This is a genomic window from Mycobacterium sp. 134 (genome assembly GCF_048282715.1).
GTDB classification, from domain to species: Bacteria; Actinomycetota; Actinomycetes; order Mycobacteriales; family Mycobacteriaceae; genus Mycobacterium; species Mycobacterium septicum.
Genome location: NZ_JBLVUN010000008.1, coordinates 2,193,749 through 2,214,007, shown reverse-complemented (window position 1 = coordinate 2,214,007; position 20,259 = coordinate 2,193,749). Strand labels below are relative to the sequence as shown.

The window sequence follows — 20,259 nt, the reverse complement described above, 5'->3', positions numbered from 1 at the left end:
GGATGAATGCGATCGGTCACTTGTCCAGTCCTGCCGTCGGGCCCGAACCATTGAGGTTGGCGCTGGTGATGATGTGGTCGACGAAGCCGTACTCCAGAGCCTCTTTCGCGGTGAACCAGCGGTCGCGGTCGGAGTCGGCCTCGATCTGCTCGACCGACTTGCCGGTGAACTCCGCGTTGAGCCGGAACATTTCCTTCTTGATGACGTGGAACTGCTCGGCCTGGATGGCGATGTCCGCGGCACTGCCGGTGACGCCACCGAGCGGCTGGTGCATCAGGACCCGGGCGTGCGGCAGGGCGTGACGCTTGCCCTTGGTGCCCGCGGCGAGCAGGAACTCACCCATCGACGCCGCCATGCCCATCGCGTAGGTCGCGACATCGCAGGGGGCCAGCACCATGGTGTCGTAGATGGCCATACCGGCGCTGATCGAGCCGCCCGGCGAGTTGATGTAGAGGTGGATGTCCTTGGTCGGATCCTCCGCCGACAGCAACAGGATCTGCGCGCACAGCTTGTTGGCGATGTCGTCGTCCACTTGGGAACCCAGGAAGATGATCCGCTCGGCAAGCAAGCGCTCATAGACGGAGTCGACGAGGCTGAACCCGCTCCCGTTCGAACGCATGTCAGTCACGACTGGATACCTGCTTTCTCTCACGCGTTGGTACTGACGACACTAACGAAACTGGGGCGCCACGCACTCCCGTACGGGGGCACGTTCGCTCACAGCGTCATTCAGCGGCGTCAGCATCCTTGTCGGTGGCCTCGTCGTCCTGCTCGCCCTCGGCCTGGGCAGCTTCGGCCGGGCCGAAGAACTCGGTGGTGTCGATCACGGTGCCGTCAGTGTCGGTCACGGTGGCGGCGTGCACCACAGCGGCGATGGTCAGGCCGCGACGCACGTCGGCGAACATGGCCGGCAGCTGGTTGTTCTGCTGCAGGATCTGGATCAGCTGCTGCGGCTCGATGCCGTACTGACGCGACATCAGCACGAGACGCTCGGTGAGGTCGTTCTGGCCGACCTGGATATCGAGCTTGTCGGCGACGGCGTCCATCAAAAGCTGGGTCTTGACGGCCTTTTCGGCGTTCGTCTTGTTGTCGGCGTCGAATTCCTCACGGCTGCTGCCCTGTTCGGTCAGCTGCTCGGCGAACTTGTCCTCGTCGTGGTCGAGGCCGTGGATCGCGTTGTGCAGGGCGTCGTCGATCTGAGCCTGAACGATCTTCTCCGGCAGCGGAACCTCGGTCTGCTCCAGCAGCGCCTCGATGGCCTTGTCGCGGATCTGCTCGGCCTGCTGCACGCTCTTGACCCGCTTGACCTGATCGGTGAGGCTCTCCTTGAGCTCGCCGATGGTGTCGAATTCGCTTGCCAGCTGGGCGAAGTCGTCGTCCGCCTCGGGCAGCTCGCGCTCCTTGACCGACTTCACGGTCACCGTCACGTCGGCATCCTTGCCGGCGTACTCACCGGCGGCCAGCTTGGTGGTGAAGACCTTGGACTCGCCGACCTTCAGGCCGGTGATCGCGTCGTCGAGGCCCTCGATCAGCTGACCGGAACCGACCTCGTGCGACAGACCCTCGGTGGCGGCCTCGGGCACCTCGGTGCCGTCGACGGTGGCCGACAGGTCGATCGAGACGAAGTCGCCTTCCTGGGCACCGCGCTCGACGCCGGTCAGGGTGCCGAAACGGGCGCGCAGCGACTGCAGCTCGGCGTCGACCTCGTCATCGTCCACCTGGATCGGGTCGACGGTGATCTTGAGCGCGTCGAACTCGGGCAGGGTGATCTCGGGACGCACGTCGACCTCGGCGGTGAACGCCAGCTCCTGGCCGTCCTCCAGCTTGGTCACCTCGATCTCGGGCTGACCCAGCGGCTTGACGTCGGAGGCCGAGACGGCCTCGCTGTAGCGGCTCGGCAGCGCGTCGTTGACGACCTGCTCCAGCACCGCACCGCGGCCGACGCGGGCCTCCAGCAACTTGCGCGGGGCCTTGCCCGGGCGGAAGCCGGGCAGGCGGACCTGCTGGGCCAGCGCCTTGAACGCGCGATCGAAATCGGGCTCAAGCTCGGTGAAGGGCACCTCCACATTGATGCGCACCCGGGTGGGGCTCAGCTGCTCGACCGTGCTCTTCACTGTTCCTGCTCCTAGATAGTTCTCTCGTATTGGCGGAAGAGTCGGGGTGACAGGATTTGAACCTGCGGCCTTCCGCTCCCAAAGCGGATGCGCTACCAAGCTGCGCTACACCCCGTGGTGGTCCATCCGCCGCGGCAAAACCCACGAACGGACCACGCGAGATACTACGTGCTCACGGCACGGAGCATTCAATTGGCTTTGATCGGGGGCACACCGGTACAGTGCTGATGCTGCACATGCGGGCGTAGCTCAATGGTAGAGCCCTAGTCTTCCAAACTAGCTACGCGGGTTCGATTCCCGTCGCCCGCTCCACAAGGACCGCCCTGATGGGGCGGTTTTTTGTTTGTCGGGGCGTATCACCGCCCGCCGAGCCGGAGCCCGATGCGCCGCGATATTTGCTGAAATCCCCGGAGTCCGCTCGCCCAGCGCCGTGCGGGCCTAAAGTAAGGCCACGACGGCCGGGAGAAAACCATGAGGCTTTCGCGCACGGAAATTCTCGCAGCGGTGATTGCTGTGGCCACCGCTCTGGTGACGATAGGTTGCGGCCAACAGCGGGACCACGGCGGACTACGCGCGGACGCAGCCGCACAGCCAAGCATTGCCATTCCCGCGGTGAACGTCGGCATCATGCCGCTGGACCACGAGTCGTTCCCGCTGTTTCCAGTGGAATGCCCGGACGGCAGCACGGTGGAATTCGGGCAGCTCTGTCCACTGCCCCGCATTCAGTGCGCCAACGGAAGCACTGTGTCCATCGGCCAGTTCTGCCCCGTCGGCCCCGCTCCGGCGACGAAGCAAGCGCCGCAGCAGCTGCCCCAGCCGACACCAACCGCCTTACCGCAGCCCACACCTACCGCACCGCTCCCCACCCCACCGGCCTTACCGCAGCCCACACCCGCTGCACCCAAGCCGACACCGCCGGCCGCGCCACAGCCCACACCCGCCGCGCCGCTACCGACACCAACCGCTCTGACAACGTGCAGACAACTCGGCACCTGCTGACGAGCGGCGGGAACGCGATGACGCCGGCTTTGGACGCGGCGATCAGGGCGGATCGATCGGTGCCAGCGCGATCGGCACCGTATGGGTGCCCGGTCCCTCACCCGGGCATCCGGCTGCCCCGATGACGAGGGTCCGCGTTCCGAAGAAGCTGCCGTCAGGGTCCGGCATCCAGTAATCCGAACGTTGGGCCTGCACCGCACTGTTCGGGTCGTTGCGATCGCAGAAGTACGGATACTCACCGCTCGTTTCCCAACGGTCGGTGTTCCACCTGTACTCGTAGGCCACGGGAGCGCCCGGGTTGCGGGCGTGATCGTCCGTATTGTCCATTCGCGCGACACATCCGTTCACGTCGCATTTGGTGGTGAATTCCACCGGCACCGTTATCGGATTCATCGGTGTCGGCATTCCATTGAACGTCTGCTTCGAGAAGTCGATGAGCAAGTTGTAATACCCGTAGAGCGGTGGTGGTCCAGCGCGATCAGCATGAGCGGTCGGAGCCAGGATCGACACGGTGCTTACGGCGAGGGCCCCGACGAGGGTGATTCTCATGGCGCTAGTCGTCCTTGTCCTCGTCACGGTGTGCCGCCTCGATCACCTCAGGCGGTACCGGCCTCGCGAGCCAGGCACGAATCCGCAATAACCCACCGGCAACGACGCCGACGGCGAATACCGCGACAAGTACCCACAGCACGGTGGCCATGGCACCGAATTATCCCGCCCCGAAGCGCGCGACGGCCGTTTACCCACGAGTAGGTCACCGCCCGGTATCACACGAATCTCGGCACTGGCCGACTGCCGAAAATCGGAGGAAAGTGATGTGTATCACACCGATGACAAGAAGTCGGTTTGGACGAAAGGCAACGACATGATCGGAGCGATTATCAGCGCAATCGTCGTCGGCGCGATCATCGGGGCGCTTGCACGACTGATCATGCCCGGCCGGCAGAACCTGAGCACGCTGATGACGGTCTTGCTCGGCATCGCCGGGGCCCTGATCGGTTCCTGGCTCACCGCCGCAGTCGGATACTCCAACTCGAACGGCGGATTCGCCATCATCCCGTTCGTGGTGGGTGTCGTGGTCGCGATTGTGTTGATCGCGATCTACACCGCTCTGTCTGGCCGGCGCGGCACGCCCGTCGGTCACTGAGCACAACAACCGCCGACTCCGCCGATCACGTACCCACGATCGGCGGAGTCACCTTCTGCCGTCGGCAGCCTCCGTGCCACCGTCGCTTCGGCGCCTGGCGCACACGGAAGCCACAGGACCGGGCCATGACGACCTGGAGCCGCACGGAGATTCGGCACTCAGGTGTGACACGCACGATCCGTAAGCGTCGCAACAGGTTTGAGGCTAGTGCCCCGGAGACTTGCGGCCCTTCATCATCATTCCGACAATCGCGGTGACAACGGCGCCCACGGCCCCGCCACCGACAAGTTGCCCGGCGATCTGACCGACATCCATGCCACTGCCCGTCAGCGCTTGGATGACGGCGCCGGTCGCGCCACCGCCGATGGCACCGGCGATGCTGTTCCCCGCAACGCCCAGGCCATTCTTGGCGCCTGCCGCATTTCCACCGATAAGTCCGCCGATCAAGCCCAGTAACCACTCCATCGTGATCTCCTTCGGACGTGCACACCTGTTACGCACGGTCGTGTCGCAACAGGTATGGCATTACGGAACATATGCACATCGCGGCACACCATTGTTGCGTTTGGTCAATTCGTTTCCGGTTTGGAATGTGACCAAAAATCCCTTGCACCAAATTTGCGCGCGACCCGGTAAATGCGGATATCCACCCGGCTTCGGTGTCGCGTATAGGGTTCGTGACTGCACGGTTCGAGTAATTGGACGGGTCAGGTTTTCGAGCGAGGGGGCGTCGATGAACTATCGGCAGGGCGGCAACGGTTGGCGGCAGATGCCTCCCGGCCACTGAACCCGCATCGGTAACCGGGTGATCAGCGTGCGCAGACTGGCCTGCCGGGAACGCCGGGAGTTCGCCGATCTGCTCGACGGGTTGGCTCCAGACGAATGGCAGGCACCGACCTTGTGCGCGGGCTGGGATGTCCGCGACGTCGTCGCCCACACCATCGCCTATCTGGGACAGACCCGGCTGCAGCTCGCCGGGGCGATGCTGGCGGCACGGGGGCAGGTGGACCGCATCAACGACCGCGCGCTGCAGGCCGACGCCGGTGCCGGACCCGACGAACTGCGCATCCTGATGCGGGCCGGCACCGATCCGTCAGGTGCGGGCGCGCTCTACGGCTGCCGGGTGGGTCTGATCGAGTGCCTGATCCACCAGCAGGACATCCGGCGCCCGCTCGGGCGGTCCCGCACCATTCCGGCGGACGCACTGCTCGCTGCCCTGGCCTTTGCGCGGGTCAGCCCGGTGATCGGCGGGGCCCGCCGCACCCGGGGGCTGCGATTGATCGCCGGCGACCTCGGCTGGTCGGCCGGCCGCGGGCCTGAGATCCGTGGACCAGGCGAGGCGCTGTTGCTGGCGATGACGGGGCGCGTTGAGGCGGTCGCCGGCGAGCTGCAGGGACCGGGCGTGGCCCACCTGTACGGACGATGAACCGTCGGGTCTCGATCCGGCGTCGAATCGGCGCAGACCCGACGCCAACCTCGTAACGATCCGACCGCGCCCATCGATTCAGTTAACGAGCCGCCCCTAGCATCGGGCAGTGACGTGTTTCGGCGCTCTGCCGAGTCATCACCCGCGTCCGTTGGCCCCGCTGGAGGACTGTTGAGAAGTCAGCCGATCGATACGATCGACGGCTTCTGCACGTCCGAATTCGCCCGGGTGCGCGATGCCTTCGCGGACAACTTCTCCCACCACAACGAGGTCGGCGCTGCCGTCGCGGTCTGGGTCGAGGGCGACCTGGTGGTCAACCTGTGGGGCGGATCGGCCGACGCAGCCGGTACCAGGCCATGGCAGCAGGACACCCTGGCCAGCGTGTATTCCGGATCCAAGGGGCTGTTGAGCACCTGCATCCATCTGTTGGCCGACCGCGGTGAGATCGACCTCGATGCGCCGGTGGCCCGCTACTGGCCCGAGTTCGGCCAGGCTGGAAAGCAGAACATCACCATCGCCATGGTGCTGGGGCACCGCTCCGGCGTGATCGGCCCGCGCGAACCGATGAGCTGGCAGCAGGTGACCGACTGGGACGCGGTGTGCGCCAGGATCGCAGCCGCGACGCCGTGGTGGCCGCCGGGCAGCGCGCAGGGCTACCACGTGGTGACCTTCGGCTTCATCCTCGGCGAGGTGGTTCGCCGGGTCACGGGCCGCACCCTCGGTCAGTACCTGCGCACCGAGATCGCCGAACCGCTGGGCGCCGACATCCACGTCGGCCTGCCCGCCTGGCACCACCATCGCTGCGCGGAGATGGTGAACAAGCCGTCGGTGCGCAGCCTGCTGGCCGACAACGGGGTCGACGAGCCGCCGGCTTCGCTCGGAGACCATCCGATGGCCGGCTGGGCGGTGTCGATGGACTTCGTGCCGGATGACGAACTGGGCGTGCGGGCCCTGGACGCCTGGCGCAGCGCCGAGTTCCCGAGCACCAACGCCCACGTCTCCGCGCTCGGCATGGCGACCTTCTACAACGCGCTGGCCCAGGAGAAACTCCTGACCCGCGAGCACATGGAGCGCTGCCGGGTTTCCCAGGGCGGATTCGACGGCGACGTGGTGCTGGGAGCGCGGGTCGCCGATCACGGCTGGGGTCTGGGCTACATGCTCAACCAGCGCGGTATCGCCGGACCGAACACCCGCATCTTCGGGCACGGCGGGTCGGGTGGTTCGTTCGCCTTCGTCGACCTGGAGCACCGGATCGGCTACGCCTACGTGATGAACTATTTCGACGCCACCAAGTGCAATGCCGACCCGCGCACGGTCGCGCTGTCCAACGAGGTGTACTCCGCTCTCGGCGTAATTTGAGTTCTCTTCGAGGACCCGGAAACGCCGTTTTCCGTGGGTACGCTGGACGCCATGAACAGCGTTTTGCTGGTACTCATCGTTCTCGTCATCGCCGCGATCGCGTTCGCTGTCTACAGCTCGTCGCAGGCCAACGGCCGCCGTTCCGCGGAGTCGCTGGCCGACGCCAAGGCTGACGCCCGCCGGCTGATCGAACGTCTCGGCGGGCAGGTGCTCAACCTGACCGGCTCCGACGATGCGTCCAAGCAGGCACTGGCCGACGCCTCCGAGCGCTACACCGCGGCGTCCTCGCAGATCGATCAGGCCACCACCGCCAAGCAGGCTGCGCTGGCCAAGGAGAGCGCCATCGAGGGGCTCTACTACGTGCGCGCGGCCCGTACCGCGATGGGCATGGATCCGGGTCCCGAGTTGGAGTCGCTGAGCGGGCAACGTTCGGCCGGCGCGGTCACCGAGGACCGGCGGATCAACTTCGAGGGCCGCGAGATCGAGGCCTCCCCGACTCCCTCGGCGAACACCCCGAACTACTACCCCGGCGGCCGGGTCGCCGGACGCCCGGTGCCCGCCGGCTGGTACTCCGAGCCGTGGTGGAAGCCGGCCCTGGTGGCCGGCGCCTGGGGCCTGGGCTCGGTGCTGCTGTTCGACGCGATGTTCTCCGGTATGCACGGGGTCGACTACGGCGCCCAGGGTTTCGAAAACGGTTACGGTGACGGCTATTCCGACGGTTTCGCCGCGGGCCAGGACGGTGGCGGGTTCGACGGTGGCGACACCGGCGGAGGCGACGCCGGCGGTGACTGGGGCGGTACGGATGCCAGCGGCTGGGACGGCGGAGGCTTCGACGGGGGCGGCTTCGGTGACTTCGGTGGTGGCGATTTCGGGGGCTTCTGAGCCCCTGCCGAGCCGAAGCTTCAGAGGCGGCTCTCCAGACGCGCCGACACGCCGGCCTCCTGCAGGTCCAGACGCTCGAGCATGGCTCGCACAGCCTCGTCCTCGATTCGGCCTTCATCGCGCTCGGTGATGAGCGCACCGCGTTGTGCCGCAAGGACATCGCGGTACAGGCCCGAGAACACCGCGGCCCGTTTGGTGAGCGCCTCGGGGTCGGGCATCTCATCTGCGTCCTGTGAATGCCGGGCGATCACCGCGCGGATCTCGGTCACCACGCGGGGATCCAGGCCTTCGGGCGGATCTGCCTCGAACGCGTCGAGCACATCGTCAGCAGCGTCGTGCACCACGCGTTCGGCCTTGAGTTCCTCCTCCCGGTCGGCGGCGTGGTCGTCGCAGAACCGGGACAGGTTCAGCCGGCGGATCAGCAGGGGCAGGGTCCAGCCCTGGATCAGCAAGGTGCCCACACTCACCGCGAACGCGATGGCCTGGATGGTGGCGCGTTCCGGGAAGGGTTCGCCGGAAGCCGTGGTCGCCGGGATCGCGGCGGCCGCGGCCAGTGTCACCACGCCACGCATCCCGGTCCAGGACACGACGACGTTCTCCCGCCAGCTCAGGGAGCGGCGATCGATCATCCTGCGCCAGCGTGCCCTGGGCTTTCGGTTGCGCCTGCCGAGGGCACCGCGAGCACCGTCGGGCACCGGCACGCTGAACTTGCTCTCCATGTGCCGGGACAACTTGTTGCGGCCGAACATCAGGAACACCGACAGCGGGCGGATCACCAGCACGATGAGCAACACGATCACCGAGGCGACCGCGACGACAGCCAGCGACTCGTGGGCTTCGTTGAGGTCCTGCAGCACGAACCGCAGATGCAGACCGATGTAGGCGAACACGAATGCCTCGAGCAGCACGTCGACCGAGTTCCAGACATAGCGTTCCTGCAATCGCGTCTGGTACCCCGCCCCCATCGCGCCGTTGCCGACCACGAAGCCGGCGACCACCACCGCCAACACACCGGAGGCGTGCAGTTCCTCGGCGGTGATGAATGCCGCGAACGGAACCACCAGACCCTGCACCGTTTCCAGGCCCGGGTTGTCCAGGTGCTTGCGAATCCACAGCGTCACGTAGCCCAGCAGTGCCCCGACGACCGGGCCGACCGTGGCGCTGTACCCGAACAGCAGGAAGGGGTTCTCGATGAAGGTGTGGCTCCCGGCCACCTGGGCCACCGCGATGGAGAACAGGGTCAGCGCGGCCGCGTCGTTGATCAGGCTCTCGCCGGTGAGGATCGCCATCACCCGTTTGGGCAGACCGAGCTTGCGGCCCACCGCAACGGCGGTGACGGCGTCCGGCGGCGCGACGATGGCGCCGAGCACGAGGGCCAGCCCGAAGGTCAGTGGCACCAGCACCAACCAGGACGAGACCGCTGCCACGGCGAATGCCGTCACCACGACCAGGCCGATACCGAGGCCGAGGATCGGGCGGATGTTGCGGAAGAACGTCGGGAAGGAGAAGTCCAGCGCTGCCGAGTACAGCAGCGGCGGCAGCACCACCGTCAGCAGAATGTGCGAATCGAGTTCAGGTGGTTCGAAGCCCGGAAGGAACGACACCGCGCTGCCGATCACCACGATGATCAGGGCGGGTTCCATCCCACGGCGGTGCGCGATTGCTGTGACGAGGATGGCTCCGACGACGACGAGGATCAATTCCACCCGGGAATTGTCCCGTGCCCGCGCCGGCGCCGCGCGCTCACACCTGGCAGTCGGGGCACCAGAACAGGTTGCGGCCCTCCAGTTCTGCGGTACGCACCGTGGCGCCGCACACCCGGCAGGCCTCCCCCGCCCGGCGATACACGTAGGTGCGGGGCCGGCCCGGACCGTAGGACGGGGCACCGTGATCGTGCTCGGGGCGGACGACGACGATCTTGCCCCGGCGTACCCCGACCTTCATCAGCTCGACGAGATCGGTCCACATGTCGCTGAATTCGGCCTGAGCCACGTGCGTGCCCGGCCGGTACGGGTTGATGTGATGGCGGAACAGCAGTTCGCTGCGGTACACGTTGCCGACTCCGGCGATCACCGACTGGTCCATCAACAACGCACCGATTGACCTGCGCGACTTACTGATTCGCGCCCAGGCCGACGCGGGATCGGCGTCCTTGCGCAGCGGGTCGGGACCGAGGCGGGCCACCACATCGGCGATCTCGGGCTCCGCGATCACCTCGCACACGGTGGGGCCACGCAGGTCGGTGCCGTACTCGGCACCCACGATCCGCATCCGCACCTGGCCGACCGGCAGCCCCAGCGGAACGGGAGCCTCGGTGAACGTGCCGTACAGGCCGAGGTGGATGTGCACGACCCGGCCACCGTCGTAGTGGTGGAACAGGTGCTTGCCCCAGGCGTCGGCCTGCTTGAACACCTGGCCGTTGACCGCGGCCGCACCGTCGGCGAAGCGGCCCTGCGGGCTGGACACCACCACCGGTGCCCGGCCGAACCGCTTCTGGTGCAGCCGGGCCAGCCGGTGCAGGGTGTGCCCTTCGGGCATGGGTCAGGCAGGCGCGCCGGGAACCGGCGGGGCCACGTGATCCTTCTCGTAGGCGGCGAGAATGTCGATGCGGCGCTGGTGACGCTCGGCCTCCGACCACGGCGTCGACAGGAACGCGTCGACGATGGCCAGCGCCTCCTCCTCGCTGTGCATGCGCCCACCCAGACCCATCAGTTGCGCGTTGTTGTGCTCGCGGGCCAGTTTGGCGGTCTCGACGCTCCAGGCCAGGGCGCAGCGGGCACCGGGCACCTTGTTCGCGGCGATCTGCTCACCGTTGCCCGACCCACCGAGCACGATGCCCAGGCTGCCCGGATCGGCGACTGTCCTGACCGCCGCGTCGATACAGAACGCCGGGTAGTCGTCATCGGCGTCGTAGGTGTAGGCACCGCAGTCGATCGGCTCGTGGCCGGTCTTCTTGAGGTGCTCGATGATGGTCTGCTTGAACTCGAATCCGGCGTGGTCGGCACCGATGTAGACGCGCATGGCGGTCATTCTCTCAGACGGCGCTGCACGCCCCGAGCTAACCGATGGTGATGGCGTCCAGGCGTTCCTTGATGAAGGCCGACGACGTCACCGGTTCCAGGCCGCCGACCTTGCCGACGGGCGGTTCCAGTGGGGTGACGAGTGCGTCGTGGTTGGCCTCATAGAAGTAGATCAGCGAGACCAGGTCCTCCTCGGGGGCGTGCGGCTGCGGCGGCAGCACGCGGTGCCGGCCCGAGGGCCAGCGGCGGCCACTCCAGTACTCCAGCAGGTCACCGATGTTGACCGTGAGCGATCCCGGCTCCCACGGCGCGTCCTCCCAGCCCTCCTGCTCGGAGAAGACCTGCAGTCCGCCCGCACCCGGTTCGCGGTCCAGGATCGTCACCGTGCCGAAGTCGGTGTGCGGACCGATGCGGAACTGGCCCGGCTCCGGCTCCCCCACCACGCTGACCGGCGGGTAGTGGTTGATGTTCATCGTCCAGGTCGGCCGATCGGCCAGGGCGACAAAGGGATTGACCGGCAATCCGAGGGCGTGGGCGAACAGCGCCAGCAGATCGTCGGAGACCTTCCGCATCGCGGCGGTGTACTCGTCGACCAAAGCCTTCAGCACGGGCACCTCGGACGGCCACACGTTGGGTGCGAACCAGATCCGGTCGACCTCCGGGTCACCGGTCGCGGTCTCGGCACCCAGGCTGTAGCTCTCCTTGAGATCGGGCGGGGTCTCGGTGCCCTCGGCGTAACCGTTGGCTTCGGCTCCCGGCCCGATCCAGCCGTGCCCACCCACGGGCACCGAGTAGCCCCGCTTGACCTCGTCCGGGAGTGCGAAGAACTCCCGGCTGGCCGCGCGCACCTTGGCCGCCAGGTCGGTGTCCACACCGTGGCCGGTGACGACGATGAAGCCCGCGAGCTGCAGTCCGGCGTCGACCTCGGCGGCGACCGCGTCGGCCTCGGCCCCGCCGGCGTACCACCGGGACATGTCAATCGTTGCTATGGCGCTCATTCGCCGATGTCCTCCGCCCACAGATCCGGCCGTTCGGCGATGAAGTCCTCCATCATCGCCACGCAGCGTTCATCGTCGAGCAGGGTAACCGCCACTCCGTGCTCGGCCAGCCAGTCATGGCCACCGGTGAAAGTCCGGCTCTCGCCGATCACCACCGCGCCGATGTTGAACTGGCGGACCAAGCCGCTGCAGTACCAACAGGGAGAGAGCGTCGTCACCATGACCGTGGAGCGGTAGCCGCGCTGACGCCCGGCCGCCCGGAACGCGTCGGTCTCGGCATGGATCGACGGGTCGTCGTTCTGCACGCGCCGGTTGTGGCCGGCCCCCAGCAAAGTCCCGTCCGAGCTGAACAACGCGGCGCCGATCGGAATACCGCCTTCGGCCAACCCTTTTCGTGCCTCCTCGACGGCGACGTCGAGCATCTGTTCCGGGGTCATACCGAAACCGCCCGTTCAGCGGTGAGCTTGGACCGGCACAACACGAGATAGCAGGCACCGGCGATCAGGAACCCGACGAAGAAGGTGATGTCACCCAACTGCGGCACCTCGCGGGCGATGTAGCCGACGAACTTCGCCTGGTTGCAGAACAACGTCACCGACACCACCAGACCGATCAGGAACGACGCCAGGCCGGGCCAGTTCGTATAGGAGCGGTCGTAGAGGAAGTGCGCGACGGGCGCGTCGCCGCGCAGGTACTCGTCGGCGAACACCACCCCGAGCCACGGTCCGATCCAGTAGGCGATGATCAGTAGGAACGCCTCGTAGCTGGCCGCGGCGTCGGCCAGTGCCCACCACGCGATGAGGAATCCGACCACCCCGAAGAACGCGGTGGCCAGTGCCCGGGCGATGTGATGCGGGAGCTTGATCCCGATGGTGACGAAAGCCATTGCGCCCGAATAGATGTTGATCGCGTTGGCGGCCACCGCCCCGATCGCGATCGCCAGCAGGGTCAGGCTCGCCAGCCACGGAGCCAACTCAGAGGTGAAGGCAGTGGTCGGGTTGTCCGAGACCGCGGGGCCGATGGTCACCGACGCCGCACCCACCGTCTGGAGCAGCATGCAGGACACGAACAGGCCTGCGGCGGCGTAGAACCCGGTGCGCGGTCCGGCCGCGGACCGCGGCAGGTACCGCGTGTAGTCGGCGGCGTACGGCGCCCACCCGGCGACATAACCGAACGCGGTGCCCACGGTCAGCAGGAAGCCACCCGTGCCGCCGACACCGCCGGAAACCGCGGGCGCACCGAATTCCGCCTTGGTCAGGATCACCACGGACGTGATCGCGAAGATGACGGCGAGCACCGGGAAGGCCCACCGCTCGAAAGCCTGAACCAGGTTGTGCCCGAACACCGCCAGCGCGGTCTGCACCACGACGACGAGCACCAATGCCAGCACCGGAGCGATGCCGAACAGGGTGGAGAGCGCGAACGCACCGCTGACGCTGTTGGTGGCGAACCATCCGATGCCCGCGGTCACCGTCATCAGCAGCGAGGGCACGGCGTTGCCCTTGAAGCCGAACGCCAGCCGGCCCAGCACCATCTGCGGCACGCCGTGCAGGGGCCCGCGCTTGGACAGGAAGTAGTGCGCGAGCGCCCCCAGGCCGGTGCCGATCCCCAGGCCTGCCACGGCCTGCCAGAACGTCATGCCGTAGACGGAGACCGCCAGCACGCCCAGGAAGATCGTCGCGAATTCGAGGTTCGGCGAGGTCCAGGTCCAGAACAACTGGCTGGGCTTGCCGTGCCGATCGGCCTCGGCGATGTGCTCGTTACCGCCCGGCTCGACAGCTGCGATCCGGTCGCGGTAGGAACCGTCAGTACTGGGCTCAGCCGCTGTCATGCGTACACCGTGGCGTGAGCCGCGGTGTCACGCAACCGGAATCGCGATTTTGGGTGCGGTTCACCCGTCAGTCGAACTCGGGTGCCTCCGTACGGGAGCGCTTGAGCTCCCAGAAATGCGGGTACGACGCGAACGTCACCGACGCATCCCAGAGCTTGCCGGCTTCTTCACCGCGCGGGATCTTCGAGAGCACCGGACCGAAGAACGCGACACCGTTGACGTGGATGGTCGGGGTGCCGACGTCGTCGCCCACGGCATCCATACCGGCGTGATGGCTCTTGCGGAGTTCCTCGTCGTACTTGTCGGTGGTGGCAGCCTCGGCCAGTTCGGCGGGCAGACCGACCTCGTCGAGTGACTGCGCGATGACCTGATCGAGGTCTTTGTTGTTCTGGTTGTGAATCCGGAAGCCCATCGCGGTGTAGAGCGGGCTCAGGATCTCCGGACCCTTGAGTTGCTCGGCGGCGATCGCGACCCGGACCGGGCCCCACGCCTTCTTCATCAGTTCCTGATAGTTCTCGGGCAGGTCGCGGCCCTCGTTGAGCACTGCCAGGCTCATTACGTGGAACTGCACGTCGATATCGCGGACCTTCTCGACTTCGAGGATCCAGCGTGAGGTGATCCAGCACCACGGGCACAGCGGGTCGAACCAGAATCCGGCCGTGTCTTTTTGGTCTGTGGCCTTCTGATCTACGGTGGCCATCTACGCGTCCTCTCGATGTGGTTCAGGGCACAACTGCATTCAGCACAACTCTGCACCTGCACCGAGATGTTCCCGAAGCGAGTAACTATCCGGGGAGCAATCGCGACAAGCTTGGTGGCATGCATGTCGACATGCATGCTGGAGTCACGGCAGCAGCACAGGAAACGCATAGTGGGCGAACCTTTATCGAAACGTGTTGTTCCTGTGACCCTGGTAAACCACTGTTGCCCAAGTGAGCAGAGCGATGTAAGGGTTCTGCGTGATAGCTGAGGAGCTCCACATGGCCGCTCGTGCCTTCCTGGCGACCGCAGGTGCCGTCGCCGCCGCCCTCGCGTTGGCAGTCCCTGCGCAAGCCGACCCGGTCCCGGCGCCGAACGATCCGACCGATACGTCGTTCCTGAACGCCCTGAACAGTGCCGGGGTGGGCTACGGCGACCCCAATACCGCCGTCCAGATGGGCCAGGACGTGTGTCCGATGCTGGTCGAGCCGGGCAAGAACTTCGCGTCGGTGGCCTCGCAGATGCGCGGCGACGGCGGCATGTCCCCGCAGATGGCGTCGTTCTTCACCGGCATCGCGATCCAGATGTACTGCCCGCAGATGATGTCGTCGATCAGCGACGGTTCGATCCTGAACAACCTGGGCGCGCTGAACGGGCTCGCCGGGATCGCCGGCTTCCCCCAGTAGCCCGGGTCCCGCGGACGTCCAGCCACTAGGTTGGACACGTGGCACTTCCCAATCTCACTCGCGAACAGGCCGTCGAGCGCGCCGCTCTGGTCACCGTCGACAACTACGACGTCGTCCTCGACCTCACCGACGGCAACGGCAACCCCGGCGAACGCACCTTCCGGTCCACGACGACCGTGACGTTCGATGCCCTCGCCGGCGCCGACACCTTCATCGACCTGGCGGCCGACACGGTCCGCAGTGCGACGCTCAACGGCGTCGCACTGAACGTATCCGGCTACGACGAATCCACCGGCATCGCACTTACGGGCCTCGCCGAGCACAACACCCTGGTGGTCGATGCCGACTGCCTGTACTCCAACACCGGCGAGGGCCTGCACCGCTTCGTCGATCCCGTCGACAACGAGGTCTACCTCTACTCCCAGTTCGAGACGGCCGACGCCAAGCGGATGTTCGCCTGCTTCGATCAACCCGACCTCAAGGCCACGTTCGATGTCCGGGTCACCGCGCCGTCGCACTGGCAGGTGATCTCCAACGGGGCAACCACGAGCACCGAGCCCAACGGGGTGGGCACCGTGCACACCTTCGCCACCACCCCGAAGATGAGCACCTACCTGGCGGCGTTGATCGCCGGACCGTACGCGGTGTGGCGCGACTCGTACACCGACTCCCACGGCGAGATCCCGCTGGGTATCTTCTGCCGGGCCTCGCTGGCCGAGTTCATGGACGCCGACCGGCTTTTCACCGAGACCAAGCAGGGTTTCGGCTTCTACCACAAGAACTTCGGCACGCCGTACGCGTTCGGCAAGTACGACCAGCTGTTCGTCCCCGAGTTCAATGCCGGGGCCATGGAGAACGCCGGCGCGGTGACGTTCCTCGAGGACTACGTCTTCCGGTCCAAGGTGACCCGGGCCTCCTACGAGCGTCGCGCCGAGACCGTGCTGCACGAGATGGCCCACATGTGGTTCGGCGATCTCGTCACCATGCAGTGGTGGGATGACCTGTGGCTCAACGAGTCCTTCGCGACGTTCGCGTCGGTGCTGTGCCAGGCCGAGGCCACCGAATACGACACGGCGTGGACCACTTTCGCCAACGTGGAGAAGTCCTGGGCCTACCGGCAGGACCAGCTGCCCTCGACTCACCCGGTCGCCGCCGACATCCCGGACCTGGCCGCCGTCGAAGTCAACTTCGACGGCATCACCTATGCCAAGGGCGCCTCGGTGCTCAAGCAGCTGGTGGCCTACGTCGGGCTCGAAGAGTTCCTCTCCGGGCTGCGCGACTACTTCCGCGACCACGCCTTCGCGAACGCCACGTTCGGCGACCTGCTGGGTGCACTGGAGAAGTCCTCGGGACGTGACCTGTCCGGCTGGGGCCGGCAATGGCTCAAGACAACGGGTTTGAACACCCTGCGGGCCGACTTCGACGTGGACGGATCGGGTGCGTTCACCCGGTTCGCCATCTCCCAGTCAGGTGCGGCCCCGGGCGCCGGGGAGACCCGGGTGCACCGGCTGGCCATCGGCATCTACGACGACGACGGTTCGGGCAAGCTCGTCCGCGTGCACCGCGAGGAGCTCGACGTCGAGGGCCCGGTCACGGAAGTTCCCGCACTGGTGGGCATTTCACGCGGCAAGCTGATCCTGGTCAACGACGACGACCTGACCTACTGCTCGCTGCGGCTCGACCCCGCCTCGCTGTCGACCGTGCTGTCCCGGATCGCCGACATCGCCGATCCACTCCCCCGCACGCTGGCATGGTCGGCAGCCTGGGAGATGACCCGCGAGGCCGAGATGAAGGCCCGCGACTTCGTCGCCCTGGTGATGAGCGGAGTGCACGCCGAGACCGAGGTCGGTGTCGCCCAGCGACTGCTGATGCAGGCGCAGACCGCGTTGAGCTCCTACGCCGATCCCGCCTGGGCCGCCGAAATCGGTTGGCCGTCGTTCGGGGATGCACTTCTCGATCTGGCCCGAGAGTCCGCGCCGGGTTCTGACCACCAACTCGCGTTCGTGAACGCGCTGTGCACCTCGGTGCTGTCGCCGAACCACGTCGCCGTGCTGTCGACCCTGCTCGACAACGAGCCGGCCGCAGTGAACATGACCGGCCTGGTGATCGACACCGACCTGCGCTGGCGGATCGTCACCGCGCTGGCCCGGACCGGCGACGTCGACGCCGACGGGCCCGAGACGCCGTTCATCGATGCCGAGGCCGAGAACGACCCGACCGCGGCCGGCAAGCGTCAGGCCGCCGCGGCCTCGGCCGCCCGCCCGCAGGACGTGGTGAAGTCCGCGGCGTGGGAGCAGGTCATCGAGGACGACACCATCGCCAACATCACCACCCGCTCGATCGTCGGCGGTTTCGTGCAGCCCGGTCAGTCCGAGTTCCTGGCACCGTTCACGGCGCGCTACTTCGCGGCGATCTCCGGGGTGTGGGAGCGGCGGTCCAGCGAGGTCGCCCAGACCGTGGTGATCGGGCTGTACCCGTCGTGGGACATCAGCCAGAACGGACTCGACGCGGCGGACGCGTTCCTGTCCGATCCCGAGGTGCCGCCCGCGCTGCGCCGGCTGGTGATCGAGGGCCGCGCCGGGGTGGAACGCTCCCTGCGCGCCCGCGCCTTCGATGTGAGCTGATTGCCTCTGCCCCGCGAGCGACCGTGTCTGTACGGCGACACGCCGTGATTCCTGTACCGACGCGGTCGCTCGCGGGGCTCATAGGCTTGATCAGTGGCGGTCAGTCGAACCCGCGCGGCACGGGCTGCCCGCAAGCGCAAGCGCCGGATGGACCTCGTGGTCCACGACCTCACCGACGAACAGTGGGAGGCCATCAAAGCGGCATGGGGCGGGTGCGCCTACTGCCGCGGCACCGCGGGTCCGTTCCAGAAGGACTGCGTCATGGCGATCTCGCGTGGCGGGCGCTACACCGTGGACAACGTCGTTCCGGCGTGCGGATCGTGCAACGCCAGCAAGTGCAACTTCGAGGTCAGCACCTGGATGCGGCGCAAGCGGCTCGACGAGCGTGCGTTCTTGACGCGATATGTGGAGATCCGCAATGAGCTGGCGGGCTAGGTGACATCACAGCTAGGCCATCCCAGAAATGCAGCGAGCGTGCGTGCTTGTCAGTCGACAACCACGCACGCTCGCGGTGCTAGGTATTGAAAAATCAGGCAGGAGCAACGCCGGCAGACAGCACGCGCACGGCGCTGATCAGACCGTCGATCAGGTTGCCCTCCTTGAAGGAGGCGGCAGCTGCCGAGACGCCCAGCGGGGCGGCCTCTTCGATGCCACGGCCCTTGACGTCGGCGCCGTAGACCACCTCGATCGCGTGCTGGTCGGGTGAGACCGCGAGCAGCACCGCGTTGTTGGGGGTGGGCACCTTGGCCAGGATCTCGCGTGCCGAGGCGGCGGTGTCCGCGCCGAGGTCGCCGATGTAGACGGCGAACCGGGCCTTGGCCGCGCGCGAGCCGTACTTCAGGGCGTCGTCGAGCACGACCAGGTCCATCGTCGGGAACGGGTAGTGCACCGAGAGCTCACCGGGCTCGGTGACCCCGGAGATCCGGCCGCTGTAGGTCAGGGCGTAACCGTAGGGCAGGTCGAGGTCCTGCGTGGCGGTCGCCAGTTCACCACTTGCCACTTGCGCCGCCTCCGATCGTCACACCGTGTGAATCATGCCCGCCGTGCCCGTGATCCTGCGGCTCCTCGGCAGCCCACAGGATGGGCTCGTGGGTCCACGGCTCGGACAACTTGTAGGTAGCCGGGTGCGGTCCCTTGCGGGTCATAAAGATCAACGCCAGGACCACGAACAACAACAGCGGAACCCCTCCGAGGAGGGAATGGGTAAGTGCTGTGCTCACGCGCAAACCGTATCAGCCGCAAAGCGACGACGCGCCGAGAGTGCCCAGCAAGTCGGGCGTCAGGCCGCACCTTCACCCAGATAGCGCACCCAGGCCGGGTCGAGCTCCTTGATCGTCGACAACAGCCTCCAGTGCTGGCCCTTCGGCGGCATCGGCACGCACCGCAGTGACCAGCCCAGTTCGGCCAGCAGACGGTCGGCCTTGCGGTGGTTGCACGGCGCGCACGCCGCCACACAGTTCTCCCAGGAGTGCTCGCCGCCGCGGCTGCGCGGGATCACGTGGTCGACGGTGTCGGCCCGCCCGCCGCAGTATGCGCACCGGAAGCGGTCCCGGTGCATGAGCGCGGCCCTGGTCATCGGGATACGGGCCCGGTAGGGCACCCGTACGAAGGTGCGCAGCCGGATCACCGAGGGCACCACGATGGTGCGGGTGGCCGAGTGGATGACCGGTCCCGACGGGTCGTCGTGCACGACGTCGGCTTTGCCACACATCACCATGATCACCGCACGCCGCAGCGGCAGCGCGGTCAGCGGTTCATAGGTGGAGTTGAGCAGCAGCACCCGGCGCCGCCCCCACAGGGAGGCGTCAGGGTTGATCGTCGGGAGTGCCTCGACGCTGTGCAGAGGGCGATTTGGCACATGGGGTCCCGATGGGCCGGGTATGTGGCCGGTCCGTCGCATATGGCTTTTTTTGCTGTGCGCCATGGAGCCTCCGAGGAGACAGTCCACCATGGATCCTGCGGATACGCACGAAAATTCTTTGTGTGTTCGCAGGTCAGTCCAATGAACACCAGGTGACCACGATGCCGTGACCGGCGCCGACGTGCCGTCAGGCCACAATGGACCACAATGAACGACGTGACGCAGGTGCAGCGATCTTTCTACGACGAAGTCGGTGGGCACGACACTTTCGCGGCGATCGTGTCGCGGTTCTACCAACTGGTGCGCGAGGACGAGATCCTGCTGCCGTTGTATCCCGAGGACGACATCGACGGTGCCGAAGAGCGGCTGCGGATGTTCCTCGAGCAGTACTGGGGTGGGCCGCGTACGTACTCCGACCAGCGTGGCCACCCGCGGCTGCGGATGCGGCACGCCCCGTTCCGGATCGGGTACCTCGAGCGCGACGCCTGGCTGCGCTGCATGCACACCGCGGTGGCCTCGATCGACTCGACGACGCTGGACGAGTCGCACCGGCGCGCGTTGCTGGACTATCTGAACATGGCCGCAGACTCGATGGTGAACTCGGCGTTCTGAC

The 20,259-nt window shown here is 66.7% G+C and carries 23 protein-coding genes and 2 tRNA genes; 9 read left to right on the top strand and 16 right to left on the bottom strand.

Annotated elements, in window-relative coordinates; all coding sequences use genetic code 11:
- Positions 1-16 precede the first annotated feature (16 nt).
- The 3 genes from ACNQVK_RS15410 to ACNQVK_RS15400 form a co-directional block, all read right to left on the bottom strand.
- Entirely contained in the window at positions 17-619 is a 603-nt protein-coding gene (locus tag ACNQVK_RS15410) for an ATP-dependent Clp protease proteolytic subunit (protein ID WP_418034174.1), read from the bottom strand.
- 106 nt (positions 620-725) lie between these two features.
- Positions 726-2,114, bottom strand: a complete 1,389-nt coding sequence (tig, locus tag ACNQVK_RS15405) for a trigger factor (protein ID WP_418030199.1) — start codon at positions 2,112-2,114, stop codon at positions 726-728.
- Positions 2,115-2,155: 41 nt separating this feature from the next.
- A tRNA-Pro gene (locus ACNQVK_RS15400) sits at positions 2,156-2,229 on the bottom strand.
- Between the two features lie 123 nt (positions 2,230-2,352).
- Here ACNQVK_RS15400 and ACNQVK_RS15395 point away from each other — a divergent pair.
- Positions 2,353-2,426 (top strand) — tRNA-Gly (locus ACNQVK_RS15395).
- Between the two features lie 729 nt (positions 2,427-3,155).
- Here the strand turns inward: ACNQVK_RS15395 and ACNQVK_RS15390 are convergent.
- Positions 3,156-3,662: a hypothetical protein gene (locus ACNQVK_RS15390; protein WP_418030198.1), complete on the bottom strand. Its 507-nt coding sequence runs from the start codon at positions 3,660-3,662 to the stop codon at positions 3,156-3,158.
- Between the two features lie 4 nt (positions 3,663-3,666).
- Positions 3,667-3,813 (bottom strand): hypothetical protein, encoded by a 147-nt coding sequence (locus ACNQVK_RS15385; protein WP_418030197.1) that lies wholly within the window; start codon positions 3,811-3,813, stop codon positions 3,667-3,669.
- Between the two features lie 165 nt (positions 3,814-3,978).
- Here ACNQVK_RS15385 and ACNQVK_RS15380 point away from each other — a divergent pair, with 165 nt between their 5' ends.
- Positions 3,979-4,260: a GlsB/YeaQ/YmgE family stress response membrane protein gene (locus ACNQVK_RS15380; RefSeq protein ID WP_418030196.1), complete on the top strand. Its 282-nt coding sequence runs from the start codon at positions 3,979-3,981 to the stop codon at positions 4,258-4,260.
- 204 nt (positions 4,261-4,464) lie between these two features.
- On the opposite strand, the gene ACNQVK_RS15375 is transcribed toward ACNQVK_RS15380, so the two are convergent.
- Entirely contained in the window at positions 4,465-4,725 is a 261-nt protein-coding gene (locus ACNQVK_RS15375; protein WP_418030195.1) for a hypothetical protein, read from the bottom strand.
- A gap of 349 nt (positions 4,726-5,074) precedes the next feature.
- Here ACNQVK_RS15375 and ACNQVK_RS15370 point away from each other — a divergent pair, with 349 nt between their 5' ends.
- The 3 genes from ACNQVK_RS15370 to ACNQVK_RS15360 all read left to right on the top strand — a co-directional run bounded on the left by ACNQVK_RS15370 (position 5,075) and on the right by ACNQVK_RS15360 (position 7,927).
- Complete coding sequence (locus ACNQVK_RS15370; protein ID WP_418030194.1) at positions 5,075-5,686, top strand: maleylpyruvate isomerase family mycothiol-dependent enzyme; 612 nt, start codon at positions 5,075-5,077, stop codon at positions 5,684-5,686.
- A gap of 171 nt (positions 5,687-5,857) precedes the next feature.
- Positions 5,858-7,045: a serine hydrolase domain-containing protein gene (locus ACNQVK_RS15365; RefSeq protein WP_418030193.1), complete on the top strand. Its 1,188-nt coding sequence runs from the start codon at positions 5,858-5,860 to the stop codon at positions 7,043-7,045.
- Between the two features lie 51 nt (positions 7,046-7,096).
- Entirely contained in the window at positions 7,097-7,927 is an 831-nt protein-coding gene (locus tag ACNQVK_RS15360) for a DUF1542 domain-containing protein (protein WP_418030192.1), read from the top strand.
- A gap of 20 nt (positions 7,928-7,947) precedes the next feature.
- Here ACNQVK_RS15360 and ACNQVK_RS15355 read toward each other — a convergent pair whose 3' ends face one another.
- The 7 genes from ACNQVK_RS15355 to ACNQVK_RS15325 form a co-directional block, all read right to left on the bottom strand.
- Positions 7,948-9,633, bottom strand: coding sequence for a cation:proton antiporter (locus ACNQVK_RS15355; protein WP_418030191.1), 1,686 nt, complete (start codon positions 9,631-9,633; stop codon positions 7,948-7,950).
- 37 nt (positions 9,634-9,670) lie between these two features.
- The gene (locus ACNQVK_RS15350) at positions 9,671-10,465 is read right to left on the bottom strand and encodes an Fpg/Nei family DNA glycosylase (RefSeq protein WP_418030190.1); all 795 of its coding nucleotides are present in this window, start codon (positions 10,463-10,465) and stop codon (positions 9,671-9,673) included.
- Positions 10,466-10,468: 3 nt separating this feature from the next.
- A complete protein-coding gene (locus tag ACNQVK_RS15345; RefSeq protein WP_124712389.1) occupies positions 10,469-10,948 on the bottom strand; it encodes a ribose-5-phosphate isomerase in 480 nt (159 codons plus the stop codon).
- Between the two features lie 37 nt (positions 10,949-10,985).
- On the bottom strand, positions 10,986-11,945 hold the full coding sequence (locus ACNQVK_RS15340; protein ID WP_418030189.1) for an isopenicillin N synthase family dioxygenase: 960 nt from the start codon (positions 11,943-11,945) through the stop codon (positions 10,986-10,988).
- Positions 11,942-12,382 carry a nucleoside deaminase gene (locus tag ACNQVK_RS15335; protein ID WP_418030187.1) on the bottom strand — a complete coding sequence of 147 codons (441 nt, stop codon included), beginning with the start codon at positions 12,380-12,382 and terminating at the stop codon, positions 11,942-11,944. The genes ACNQVK_RS15340 and ACNQVK_RS15335 overlap by 4 nt, the downstream gene beginning before the upstream one ends.
- Positions 12,379-13,776, bottom strand: a complete 1,398-nt coding sequence (locus tag ACNQVK_RS15330) for a purine-cytosine permease family protein (RefSeq protein WP_418030186.1) — start codon at positions 13,774-13,776, stop codon at positions 12,379-12,381. Before ACNQVK_RS15330 ends, ACNQVK_RS15335 begins: the two co-directional genes overlap by 4 nt.
- Positions 13,777-13,843: 67 nt before the next feature.
- Positions 13,844-14,476: a DsbA family protein gene (locus tag ACNQVK_RS15325; protein ID WP_409551438.1), complete on the bottom strand. Its 633-nt coding sequence runs from the start codon at positions 14,474-14,476 to the stop codon at positions 13,844-13,846.
- Between the two features lie 280 nt (positions 14,477-14,756).
- Between ACNQVK_RS15325 and ACNQVK_RS15320 the strand changes: the two genes are divergently transcribed.
- From ACNQVK_RS15320 to ACNQVK_RS15310, 3 genes are all read left to right on the top strand, one after another.
- Entirely contained in the window at positions 14,757-15,161 is a 405-nt protein-coding gene (locus tag ACNQVK_RS15320; protein ID WP_044524178.1) for a DUF732 domain-containing protein, read from the top strand.
- Between the two features lie 38 nt (positions 15,162-15,199).
- A complete protein-coding gene (pepN, locus tag ACNQVK_RS15315) occupies positions 15,200-17,785 on the top strand; it encodes an aminopeptidase N (RefSeq protein WP_418030185.1) in 2,586 nt (861 codons plus the stop codon).
- Between the two features lie 93 nt (positions 17,786-17,878).
- Entirely contained in the window at positions 17,879-18,220 is a 342-nt protein-coding gene (locus ACNQVK_RS15310; RefSeq protein WP_205866954.1) for an HNH endonuclease, read from the top strand.
- A 94-nt stretch (positions 18,221-18,314) separates the two neighbouring features.
- On the opposite strand, the gene ACNQVK_RS15305 is transcribed toward ACNQVK_RS15310, so the two are convergent.
- The 3 genes from ACNQVK_RS15305 to ACNQVK_RS15295 are packed head-to-tail and all read right to left on the bottom strand — an operon-like array spanning position 18,315 to position 19,709.
- Positions 18,315-18,785, bottom strand: coding sequence for a DUF5130 domain-containing protein (locus tag ACNQVK_RS15305; protein ID WP_418030183.1), 471 nt, complete (start codon positions 18,783-18,785; stop codon positions 18,315-18,317).
- Entirely contained in the window at positions 18,772-19,005 is a 234-nt protein-coding gene (locus tag ACNQVK_RS15300) for a hypothetical protein (protein WP_044522623.1), read from the bottom strand. The genes ACNQVK_RS15305 and ACNQVK_RS15300 overlap by 14 nt, the downstream gene beginning before the upstream one ends.
- 59 nt (positions 19,006-19,064) lie before the next feature.
- A complete protein-coding gene (locus ACNQVK_RS15295) occupies positions 19,065-19,709 on the bottom strand; it encodes an HNH endonuclease (RefSeq protein ID WP_044522620.1) in 645 nt (214 codons plus the stop codon).
- A 162-nt stretch (positions 19,710-19,871) separates the two neighbouring features.
- On the opposite strand from ACNQVK_RS15295, the gene ACNQVK_RS15290 reads away from it, so the two are divergent.
- Positions 19,872-20,258, top strand: coding sequence for a globin (locus ACNQVK_RS15290; RefSeq protein ID WP_418034173.1), 387 nt, complete (start codon positions 19,872-19,874; stop codon positions 20,256-20,258).
- Position 20,259: the final 1 nt, after the last annotated feature.